Here is an 11700-nt window from a genome sequence, read left to right on the forward strand (position 1 = left end):
GAATATATATATTTCAATATTCGAATAAGCAACAGGATTAGATATTTTCTACAAAAATTTTCTATTATGACAAAATTCCTGTCTTCCGTAGGCTATATTATATTATTATTTCGAAAAGGAGAAATTTATGGAATATCGTCATCTTGGTTCATCGGGTTTACAGGTTTCGGCATTGTCCTTCGGTGCCTGGGTTACATTCGGCAACCAGATTCAAGTTAATGAAGCTTATGAGATTATGAAGGCTGCTTATGATTCCGGCGTCAATTTCTTCGACAACGCCGAAATATATGCCCGAGGCGAGGCCGAAACAATCATGGGCAAAGTATTCAAAAAGGCCGGATGGAAACGATCCGACCTGGTTGTCTCCACCAAAATTTTCTGGGGCGGCAATGGTGTCAATGATAAGGGCCTTTCAAGAAAACACATTATCGAGGGCACCGACGCCGCTCTGGCGAGACTGCAGATGGACTATGTCGATATGCTTTTCTGCCACCGGCCCGATATCCGCACGCCGATCGAGGAAACGGTCCGCGCCATGACGCATATCATCAATCAGGGCAAAGCCTTCTATTGGGGCACCTCCGAATGGAGCGCAAGGGAGATCCAACAGGCTTATGACATCGCCCGTCAGGAGCACCTGATTCCTCCCACCATGGAGCAGCCGCAGAATAATATGTTCGCCCGTGACAAAATCGAACAAGAATATGTCCTCCTCTATTCCGGGATCGGCCTCGGGACAACCATCTGGAGCCCGCTCGCCAGCGGTATTCTGACCGGTAAATACAATAGCGGTATGCCGGACAGCACCAGGTTCTCCCTGAAGGGATACGAATGGCTCAAAAACCGGCTCGAGAGCGATGAAGGCAAAGCCCAGATCGAAAAGGTCCGCAAAATGACAGCGATGGCCGGGGAGATCGGCTGCACCATGGCCCAGATGGCTCTCGCCTGGTGTTTGAAAAATCACAATGTCAGCACCGTCATAACCGGCGCGACCAAACCCGAGCAGGTCATCGAAAACATGAAAGCGCTTGACGCGGTCGAAAGACTGACCCCGGACGTCATGCAGAGCATTGAGCAAATTCTTGCCAATAAACCGGCTGGGGCCATAGATTTCCGAACCGCCTTTGACTGATTGGAAAATTATAAGGGCAGAAATGTTATATTCTGCCCTTTTTGTCTCTCTGATATGGTTTGTGAACCAATAAAAGAACTACGAACTGTTTTCGTTATTATGGGTTTAAATTTTCCATCCTTCCATCCCCCTCCGAAAAACTCTCCCCTTTTCGGGAACAAATTTGATTGCTAACTTGTCTTATATCAACGATATTCTCGATCTGGTATAAAGTGAGTGAAGATGAAAATTATAGGAAATTCGATAAAGGCTCTGACCCTGATGACCGTGGCCGCTTTGGTAATCTCTTGCGGCAATGAGAAACATACTGCTCACAACAATGATCAAATGGGCAGCTATATCACGGTCGAACAACTTCATAAAGTGGTTGAAACGGGCAGGGACATTTATCTGCTCGATGTCCGCACCGCCCGGGAATTCGAAATCAAACGGCTGCCCTTTGCCGATGAACTTATCCCATACGACAGCCTTCAGTATGTGACTGACCGGCTCCCCAAAGATAAAAACAGCGAGATCTTTCTTTTCTGCCGCACCGGCCGCCGCAGCCGGATCGCCTTTAATACTCTCAAGGAAATGGGCTACAATAATCTTCACAATGTCCGCGGCGGTATTGTCGCCTGGCAGGATGCCGGCTACGAAACCATCTCCGGCCCGGTCGAAGCAAAATAAATATTTTGCCTTGCCTGTTATTGGCCCTGTCAGTATATTTTTCTGTCACAATCAATCACAGGGAATAATCTATGTCTCGCAAAAAACCTGACCGAATGTCTGATATCTCTTTCACGCTAATGTCATTCGTCTTCAAGGTTATGGATCTCTTCCATTCGCCGGTCAAGAAAATCGACAGCTTCGGCATCAGCGAAGGCATGACCATTGTCGATTACGGCTGCGGCCCCGGAAGGTACATCGAGCGGGCGTCGAAACTGGTCGGCCCGAATGGTAAAGTGTATGCCGCCGATGTCCAGGAACTGGCCGCCGAAGCCATCAAAAAGAAAATGACGCAACTGGGATTGACCAATGTCGAACCGGTTGTTATCACCGGATATTCCTGCCCGATCGAGAGCCATACCGCCGACATGATTTATGCCCTCGACATGTTCCACATGGTCAAAAATCCTACTGAGCTTCTAAAAGAACTGCACCGCATTGTCAAACAGGATGGCTTCCTGATTATCGACGATGGCCATCAACCCCGCGAGACAACCAAAAGTAAGATCCTCGCCTCCGGCGTCTGGAAGATCACTGAAGAGCACAAAAAGCACCTCAAATGCCTCCCGGTTTGATTTTTAGCACTCATAATTCTGCATAAATTCCGCCAACCCCGGCATTGATCGAAAAAACCATCATCTAATTATTTCTCAAATTTCTGTTGCCATATCTGCCATTGTATAATAGATTTAAGCAACTGGTTTGCGGCACCTGGAATCAAGCAACATCGTAACCAAACCATCATTGTCTTATTTATTTTGAGAATATGGAAGAAAATAATTCCCAACAGCCCCTCCGCGAAATATCGGATGAAGAGCTAAATCAAGTATTAGAAGCTCACAAATTATGGCTTTTACCAGGGGATAAAGAAGGTGTGCGTGCTGATCTAAGTTACGTCAATCTTGCTCAAAGAGATTTGAATGGTATAAATTTGACTGATGCTATTTTACAGGGGTGCCAATTAGAAGGGGCAAAATTAGCTGGAGCCAATCTGACCAAAGCTCTATGTGCCGGAGCCAATTTTGGTGGTGCCTTAATGCACTTGGCATTTTTGGCTAATGCAAGTTTGTTAGCTTCTGATTTAAGAGGGGCCCATTTGTTTCGTGCTGATTTGAGTAGTGCTATATTGAGTAACGCAAAGATACAGGATGCGAAATGTAATAATGCCAATTTCTCAAATGCCGACCTAAATAGCGCCGATGTTGATGGGGCAATTTTCGACAAAGCAAACCTGCAAAATGCAAATCTTGACAATATCAAAAACCTGAATAAGGCAAGCTTACACAATGTAAATATGGAAGGCGCCACCGGCCTCAAAGGCACTGAATTTGCCCGGGCCGATATTACCGGGGCGCGTCTGCCGGAAGGTATCCGCGATTTTTCGGCTCTTGAAACTGTCGAAGAGACTTCCAGGAATGCCCGGAAAATATTTTTCGCAACTTTGTTGGCCTGCGTTTATTGCTGGCTGACTATCGGAACCACCACCGATGTCAAACTAATCACCAATACCGCTTCTTCGCCGCTTCCCATTATTGGGACCGCTATTCCAATTGCATGGTTTTACAAAGTTGCGCCGGTTATGCTTGCCTGCCTTTATTTCTATTTGCACTTTTATCTTCAGCGGCTCTGGCAGTCGATGGCCGGATTGCCCGCCATTTTTGAAGATGGTCGACCTCTTGATGAACGTGCTTATCCCTGGATTCTCAACGGCCTTGTCCGCAGGCACTTTGAGATATTGCGAAAAAGGCGCTCTCTTCTTAACCAATTTGAAGAAATTGTCAGCATTGTTCTGGCATGGTGGGTGGTGCCAATTACTCTATTATGGTTCTGGCTCCGTTACATTCCCCGCCATGATTGGATCGGAACAAATTTGCAAATAGCCCTGATAACAATCTCAATTGCCGCCGGGTTATTTTTCTACAATGCTCATGCTTCAGTTCTCAGGGGCAAAAAACCACTCCCATTCACCCTAAAAAAATGCTGGCGTGATAAACGCATTTTCAAATGCCTTGGTGTAATCATATCCCTGTCATTATTAATAATATTATCATACGGTTCGATAAATGGAACGCGGGAATTTGAGGATATTGGAGCAATTTCGAAAATATCACTTGTGCCGCGCATATTTTCATGGATCGGATATGATGTCTTTGCTAATATTGTCGAAAAAGATGTCTCATTAAAACCGGAAAATTATTGGATGATCGATTCATTGTCTCGCGAAAATGCTATAACTGGAGCAAGACTTGCCTATGCTGATTTGAGATATGCCAGTGCTCGTTCGGCCTTTATGGCTAACGCGGATATGCGATATGCGGATATTAGGGGGGCTCATTTCATCAGCACTGACCTTCAGGGTGCTGATCTCACCGGGACTAACCTTAAAGACGCGAATCTCACATGGGCTAACCTTAAGGGTGCTGATCTCACCCTTGCTAGCCTTCAGGGCACCAATCTCTTCAATGCCAATCTTCAGGATGCTGATCTCACTCATGCCAACCTTCAGGGTGCTTTACTCACATCGGCCAGACTTCAGGGCGCTTTTCTCGTGAGGGCCAACCTCCAGGGCGCTGATATCACAACGGCTAACCTTCAGGGCGCTGATTTCCAGTGGGCTCGACTTCAGGGTGCTGATCTCACTTATTCAGGCAATCTCACTCAGAAGAAACTTGATGTGGCTTGTGGAGACAGCCTGACCAAATTGCCCGATGGCCTAACAATCCCACTATGCGATACTTGCGCCTGGTATAGAGTTATATATGGATTTGAAGATACATTGTAAAAAATAAATGACTTTCGTCTTTTGATGTCCTGCATTTTCCCTTAACCAATCCCGCCCCTTTATCCGTCTCTTTACCGGAACCCGCCAGTCACCAATTTTTGACTTATCCCGCTTATTTAACAGGCTTGACATTTTTTTACACGAATGAAAAATAGTCGTGCAATATATCGCCGATTCATCACCCTTTAGAGTTAGTCGGGTGTGTGATTTTGTACAATCAGGGACGAAATGTTATGTTTTTCGATAAAAAGAATCAATCCGAATTGTCAATTAAGTCATTATATAATCGAAACTTATAAGATTTTCGCCGAAAATTTTTGGGGAGAAAGGCTAATGAAACACTCAGTATCAATTATCATTATGACACTCCTTCTGACAGCCGGAGTGTCCTGTTTTGCCGCCGGTATCCATGACGCCGCCACCGCCGGCAAGCTGGATTCGGTCATGGAAATGCTTTCCATGGATCCGGAACTGCTCAATGCCCGCGACGAGAACGGCATGACGCCGCTTCACTGCGCCGCCTATAATAACCATATCCCGCTGGCCGCGTTCCTGATTTCCAAAGGGGCCGATGTCAATGCCGCCAAAACCAATGGAAGCCGGCCGCTGCATGGCGCCGCTTTCTATGACTGCCCCGAGATCGTCAAGATGCTTATCGAACACGGCGCCGATATGGAAGCGGTCAACTCTTCCGGATATACGCCGCTGCTGTCCGCCGCCTCCGCCGGGCGGCTCGAACCGGCCCGTATCCTGATCGAAAATGGGGCCAATATTCATGCCCGCACTGCTGATGGGGCCTCTCTCTTTCTGATGGCGGGCTGGAACAATCACGTCGAATTACTGAAATACCTGATCGATAAGGGGATTGATATCAATGAGCGCGACCAGTTCGGCGGAACACCGCTGATGATGGCCGCCCGCATGGGCCAGACCGAAATGGTAAAAATGCTTCTCGATAATAATGCCGACGTCAATGTAATTAATAACGACGGCATGAATGCGCTGCTGGTGTCGATGATCGACGGCAACTCCGAAACCGCCGGAATGATTGCCGACAAAGGCGCCGATGTCGATATCCGCGAAAATAATCGGCAGCGGACCGCCCTGCACTTTGCCGCCATCAGAGGCAATGCCGATGCGGCAAAGATGCTTCTGGATCGCGGCGCCGATGTGAACGCCCGTGATATGCTCGACAAAACCCCGTTGCACTATACCGCTAAGCATGGTTTCAGAAATGTCTCCGATATTCTCAAAGCGCGCGGCGCCGATATGACCGGTGTCGAGGAAAACTACGGCTTCAGCCCCTTGCTGGCCGAGTCATTGGGTAACGGCAACGCCGATATGTGGTACCTCGGTCATTGCGGCTGGGCCGTCAAAACAAATAACCGCCTGCTGGTTTTTGATTACTGGAATCCCGGGATCGATCCCGCCGAGCCGCTTCTGGCCAACGGCCATATCAATCCCGATGAAATCAAAAACCTCGACGTAACCTTTTTCGTATCCCACGACCATAGGGACCATGTCGACAGCAGCATCTTCTCCGGCAAAGATAATTTTGCCAATGCCAAATATATTTTCGGATTCGATCCGGGAGTGTCAAATCTGTTCGAAGAATCCGGATACAACGGCCCTTCCTATGAATTTATGCCGCCTCATGAAACCAGAAATATCGACGGCATCAATGTCACCACCATTAAGGCCAATGATGCCGGGGTCGGTTTCCTGGTCGAGGTCGACGGCCTGTCTATGTACCATGCCGGCGATCATGCCGGATGGCGCGAAGGTGAAAAGGATGGTTTCACGCAGGAGATCGATTTCCTGGCCGGGAAGGTCAATCATCTTGATCTGGCCTTTCTGAATGTAACCGGCTGCCATGTCCAGGATACGGTGTCGCTCTACGAAGGCACCTGCTACACTCTGGAAAAACTGAAGCCGACTGTTCTCATCCCCACTCACGGCCTTTACCGTGAGTATGTCTATGGCCGGGTGGCCGAGCGGGAAGATATCAAAAAATACGGCCCGATAGTCTTCTGCCCTGAATGCCGGGGTGATTGTTTCCACTATCGCGGCGGAAAAGTTATGTAGCCTTACCTCTTTTCCCCTAGAAGGGGCCGCTTGGCGGCCCCTTCTTTTTTTTGCAGCCGGCTCAAAGCATTTCCCCGGTTGATTTCCGCACCATTCCGGTTTATTTTGCTTATTAAAATTGATATAATATATCTTTGCAAGGGAGCCTTATGGATTGTAACAAAGAGCGGAACCTGGCATCATGCAACTGCAGCTATGAGCCATGCCCGCGAAAAGGCCTGTGTTGCGATTGCATTGCATACCACCTCAAAATGCGCCAGCTTCCGGCCTGCTGTTTCCCGGATGATGCCGAAAGAACTTATGACCGATCCTTCCGCCATTTCGTCCGACTGGTTAATGAGGGTAGCGTTTGATTACTGAAGGAGATAACATTCCCATGCATAAAATCCTCATCATCGGCAACCCGGGAGCGGGCAAATCGACTTTCTCCATCGCCCTGGGCAAATTGCTCGACCTTCCCGTTATCCATCTCGATTATCACTTCTGGAACTCCGGCTGGATCGAAACCGACAAGGAAATATGGAAGGAAAGAGTTAAAGAGCTTATGGCCGGCGAACGATGGATAATCGACGGTTATTATCGCACTACCCTCGACCTGAGAATACCGGCCGCCGATACGATATTTGTCTTCGATTTCCCGACTTTGCTCTGCCTCTGGCGCGCCCTTAAACGAAACATGATGAATCGAAAGAAGGTGCGCCCCGATATGGCTCCCGGCTGCGCCGAGCGGATCGACTTTGAGTTTTATAAATGGATATGGAATTTCAGAAAAGACAACCGGCCGTATATTTTCAAAATGCTCGAGAAATACGCGGCCGGCAAAAAAATCACAATTTTCAAAAAATCTTCGGAAGTTGCCCGATTTCTGGAGCAGCTCTCCTACAAGAGCAACCGTTAAGTTTCCCTTAAAAATCCATTTGTTTCTTGAACATCAATCGATCCAGCGAGAATTTACCCGGCCCGCTGATAAGTATGGTCACATATGATATCAAAAACATAAGCGGCAGTTCTTTTCTGCCGAACGGGTCACCCGCATGAATCAGAAAAACGGCCACAAGCATGGTTATTATCAATGGAAATGTCGCCAGACGGGTCATGAAACCGAAAATAAGCGCCAGCGATGCAAACACTTCGGCAAAAACCACCAGCCCCAGACTGGCAGTAGTTCCGAAACCAAGCGGGTCCGCAAATTTTGGCGCTATTTCCGAAAAATTCATCAATTTACCCCAGCCGTGACTGAGAAGCATCATCGATCCGACCCCGACTCTCAGAATCAACAGGCCCCAACTATTCAAAAATGTCTCTTTGGTCTGCTCAAAGTATAATAAAAACGGCATGGTTGGTTGTCCCCTTTTTTGGTCAATTTATCCTGAATTAATATTCCTGTAACAGTCCCGGATTGACTGTTGTTCATAATATTTTTTTGGAATCGAATATCATATTGAACAAACTTTTAACAGCCGCGTTGATATGCTGAGGGCTGACTTCACGCTTTTATCCCCACCTTCACCGCCGCCTCTGCTCTTTATCGCATTTTTGCTGCATCAATCCGGTTGTGCCGGGGGGCGCCAGGCTCCCCGGTTTTTTTAATTAATAATAAAATAAGGGCCGACATCGGCCGGCCCTTCTTAACGACTATATAAAGAATACAACGAGGATTTTATTCGCCTTCATCTTTGAGTTTTATCATAAGCTTTAGAACGGGCGGGGCCGCGATGGAATCGGCATTATCCTCCGTCCTGATATTGATACTTTTTTCGATAAATTCGCCCTCTTTGTCGGGGTCAGGTTTCCTTAGTGCGATCGTGCTGTCCGACAATAATACCAGAATACCGTCTTTAAGAGTCTGGATTACTTCGGTCGGGCCAAGTCGAAGTTCAATCATGCGCATATCCCCATCGGCGACCGTTTCCACTTTGACTTCGAATTCATCTTTATTCAATCCCTTTTTCGCCAGCAAGCGCTCGATGTCGAGCTGTACCTGATAATCGGCCACAGCCCTCGACCAAGCCGAGCCCGAAAGCCCTTCATCATTAATAACTATTTCACCCTTATCGAGTTTCAACCTGACCGGCCGGACCTCTTCGCCCTTGATTTTAGTTATAACTTGGGCATACAGCGCCCCCGACTTGATCTTGATTATCGGTTCGACATTCACGCTGACCGGTTCCTCGATCAATCCGCCGACCGCGGCCCCGATATCATCGGCCTCGCGTCTGGTCGGGATGTTGTCGATGACATATTTGATATTTTGACCGTCGGATGAAACCGAGGCCGAGACCGCTTCGTAGCCGATGGCGGCAAAGGCGGCATTGAGAAGTTCCGGCGGGATTTCCCCGGCCGATCCGGCATAGTTCAATGTCATCCGGTAGCCGGTTGTTTCGGTGTATGAAAACGGCACCAGGGTGATGAACAGAAAAACGGCGACAGCCACAGACAACCCGGTCATCAGCCGCGGACGTTCGGTGATATTGTATTTTATATGTGACATGATTTTCTCCATAACGGTTTGTTTTGCCGTCGCTTCTTCGGTCCTGCGGCGCAGCGCGGCCAGGTCGGGACCGCCGGCGTTGTCGTCGGCTGTCGTGGCGGCAAAATCGACATCAAGCATCCGCTCCGCCCGCGCTAAAGCGGCGCACTCGGGGCAGCCGTCAAGGTGCTCCTGCAGGGTGCGGGCGCTTGCTTCATCGAGACCGCTTTGAGCCGACTCGATCATTCTTCGGGCTTCGGAGCAATGCATATCTCTACCTCGCTTAGCAGTATATTCTCGATTTCTTCGGAGCCGGACCCTTTGAAAAAGCGGATCAGGGCCTCCCGCATCTTCCGCCGCGCCCGGGTCAATCGAACCCGGACATTGCCTTCCGACTTGCCGGTCATCCCGGCCAGCTCGGCAATGGTCCAGCCGTTCATTTCGTGAAGCATTATCAGGGCCTGCTCATCGGGCGAAAGCGCCTTGAAGCCTATTTCCAGCCGCCGCCGGGCCGCGATTGCAGGGTATGGATTTACCCCGACCGGGCTGTCGGCTGTCTCATCGGTCAGAGGGAGAAAGCGCTTCCACCACGACCGCCGCCGATGGTTCTTGAATCGGTTGATCATGATCCGGTACAGCCAGGGACGAAAAGCTTCGATCTTTCGCAGACTGTTGAACCTGGCCAGCGCGCAGACCAGGCTGTCCTGATACAGATCGTCGCCGTCGTCACGGCTTCCCATCAGCTTGCGGCAGAAAGCGCGTGCCCTGAGATGTTCGCTTTCCACCAGATTCCAGAACAGGTCCCTATTTTGCTTCATCTACACCTTAGACACCCTCAAACGAGGTTTGTTACAGAAAAAGTTTGTGCCGGAATATTGAATGTCACGGCTGCATTTATCGACAAAAAACTGCCGGATTACCACCAGATTCGGGGCTGACTTTCGGAGTAATTTCTTCTTACTATAATTTGGGTCATAGATTTACACGGAATTGGGTTTGTTTTTGCTTTTTTAAAAAATTTCTCATCCCATACCTCCGCAAAAAATTATAAAGGCGCGGGTGCCCCATCCGCCTTGGCGGACTGTGGGTTTGTTTCTTCCGTGGATGGCCCGTCTCGGCGGGTCTGCAGTGGTTCTGCCTATTTGTTGAAAATGACATGACCTTTACAATCTCCCAATTTGACGCACTAATAGCCATAATTTTATTCACACCCCTCTATAATACCCCCCGATGACCATTTTACCATCAAATTGATGGCAATTTTGTACGGGAATATATTTTAAGAAACCCGGAGCTCCGGGGCACGACGGATTGGGATGCCTCAGAATGGCTTGAGCTATATTGACTTGATGTAGATATCTGTAAATTTATTTGATTTTTGATTATATATAAGAGTCAGTCTGAATTTATTCATTTTATCGACAACAGTTACATTGTCGTCTGCCAATGTCAACATTTCCAATCTTATAGGATAAGTCCAAGACATTTGCTTGAATAAAATCGCACTATTCTGCTCCATTTGATTTTTTATGAGATCTTCTGCATTTTTATAAAATCTAATTATGCGGCCAAACTCTTCCACTGAACGCACACTTAATCCGCCACAAGAGACGCCGCCGCCAGGGACTGCATAATACTCACCGTTTAAATCCAAAATGACATTTATAAGACTTTTTCTGAGATTAATTGTCTCTTTTTCTGATGGTGTATAAGATAATTCAGAAAAACCATGGAATCTAGACGTGTTGATAATTTGGGGAAAGTTATTTTTCACAATACGCATAATGTTCTTATCTGCCCATTGTTTATGTTCACCGATTATAATAAAATAAGCATATTCATTATCAAATATTGCATATAGTAACTCACTGGTTCTCTCAATCAATTTTTTTAGTTTTTCATCTGGTTTTACCCCCAAATGCAAGTGGTGGATACCCCAATCATAAAACATCCCGTCATGTTCGGTTGCATTAAATATTCCTTTACTCATATGAGCTAGTAATGAGTCTCCATTACTTATTTTTTTCTTTAATAATTTCAATCCATTTCTAAGCGGTTCGGGACATATAAATTCTCTGGAACATTTGATTGCTCTTCTTTTTGGTTTAACAAATCTACGGTGCAGGTTGATAAAACTGCAAACCAAGTCCATCTGATACTTTTTTCTTAATATGCTATCATCCGATTGCGTGCTTTCTGCTTGGATACTCTGTTTATTTATTAATAGACCATCTTTTTGATTATTTAAGAATTTTATCTTTTTTGCTTTCCATTCATCGTAATTTTCAAATTCAAAGCCATTTGATATTAATTGACTGATTTGTTCCAACTTCAATTCCAACCAATTAGAAACGAGGTCTATTTCGATATACAATTTATCACACCCTTATAATGTTTATTAATAGGAGGCTCACTTATCCAGTATTAGTAGATACCGTCTTAACTGTCAAGGGCATAGTTAGGATTAAAGGGTAAATTGTTTTTCAACATTGCCCGGATCATCATCAGTAGTTTTTTCATAAC

The 11700-nt window shown here is 47.0% G+C and carries 11 protein-coding genes; 7 read left to right on the forward strand and 4 right to left on the reverse strand.

From position 1 onward, the window contains the following. Positions 1-127 precede the first annotated feature (127 nt). From CVT49_09615 to CVT49_09645, 7 genes are all read left to right on the forward strand, one after another. Complete coding sequence (locus tag CVT49_09615) at positions 128-1132, forward strand: aldo/keto reductase (GenBank protein ID PKK83252.1); 1005 nt, start codon at positions 128-130, stop codon at positions 1130-1132. 222 nt (positions 1133-1354) lie between these two features. Then, positions 1355-1801, forward strand: coding sequence for a hypothetical protein (locus tag CVT49_09620; protein ID PKK83253.1), 447 nt, complete (start codon positions 1355-1357; stop codon positions 1799-1801). 71 nt (positions 1802-1872) lie between these two features. Further along, positions 1873-2415 (forward strand): methyltransferase type 11, encoded by a 543-nt coding sequence (locus tag CVT49_09625; GenBank protein PKK83254.1) that lies wholly within the window; start codon positions 1873-1875, stop codon positions 2413-2415. Between the two features lie 191 nt (positions 2416-2606). Further along, positions 2607-4622: a hypothetical protein gene (locus tag CVT49_09630; GenBank protein PKK83255.1), complete on the forward strand. Its 2016-nt coding sequence runs from the start codon at positions 2607-2609 to the stop codon at positions 4620-4622. 228 nt (positions 4623-4850) lie between these two features. After that, on the forward strand, positions 4851-6707 hold the full coding sequence (locus CVT49_09635) for a hypothetical protein (GenBank protein PKK83256.1): 1857 nt from the start codon (positions 4851-4853) through the stop codon (positions 6705-6707). 149 nt (positions 6708-6856) lie between these two features. Beyond that, positions 6857-7060 carry a cytosolic protein gene (locus CVT49_09640; protein ID PKK83257.1) on the forward strand — a complete coding sequence of 68 codons (204 nt, stop codon included), beginning with the start codon at positions 6857-6859 and terminating at the stop codon, positions 7058-7060. Then, positions 7057-7605 carry a hypothetical protein gene (locus CVT49_09645; GenBank protein ID PKK83258.1) on the forward strand — a complete coding sequence of 183 codons (549 nt, stop codon included), beginning with the start codon at positions 7057-7059 and terminating at the stop codon, positions 7603-7605. The genes CVT49_09640 and CVT49_09645 overlap by 4 nt, the downstream gene beginning before the upstream one ends. A gap of 7 nt (positions 7606-7612) precedes the next feature. On the opposite strand, the gene CVT49_09650 is transcribed toward CVT49_09645, so the two are convergent. From CVT49_09650 to CVT49_09665, 4 genes are all read right to left on the reverse strand, one after another. Next, the gene (locus CVT49_09650; GenBank protein ID PKK83259.1) at positions 7613-8044 is read right to left on the reverse strand and encodes a DoxX family protein; all 432 of its coding nucleotides are present in this window, start codon (positions 8042-8044) and stop codon (positions 7613-7615) included. 323 nt (positions 8045-8367) lie between these two features. Continuing rightward, the gene (locus CVT49_09655) at positions 8368-9423 is read right to left on the reverse strand and encodes a hypothetical protein (GenBank protein PKK83260.1); all 1056 of its coding nucleotides are present in this window, start codon (positions 9421-9423) and stop codon (positions 8368-8370) included. After that, positions 9420-9995 (reverse strand): hypothetical protein, encoded by a 576-nt coding sequence (locus CVT49_09660; protein ID PKK83261.1) that lies wholly within the window; start codon positions 9993-9995, stop codon positions 9420-9422. Before CVT49_09660 ends, CVT49_09655 begins: the two co-directional genes overlap by 4 nt. Positions 9996-10513: 518 nt before the next feature. After that, positions 10514-11551: a hypothetical protein gene (locus tag CVT49_09665; GenBank protein ID PKK83262.1), complete on the reverse strand. Its 1038-nt coding sequence runs from the start codon at positions 11549-11551 to the stop codon at positions 10514-10516. Positions 11552-11700: the final 149 nt, after the last annotated feature.

The organism is candidate division Zixibacteria bacterium HGW-Zixibacteria-1, assembly GCA_002838945.1.
Taxonomy (GTDB): Bacteria; Zixibacteria; MSB-5A5; order GN15; family PGXB01; genus PGXB01.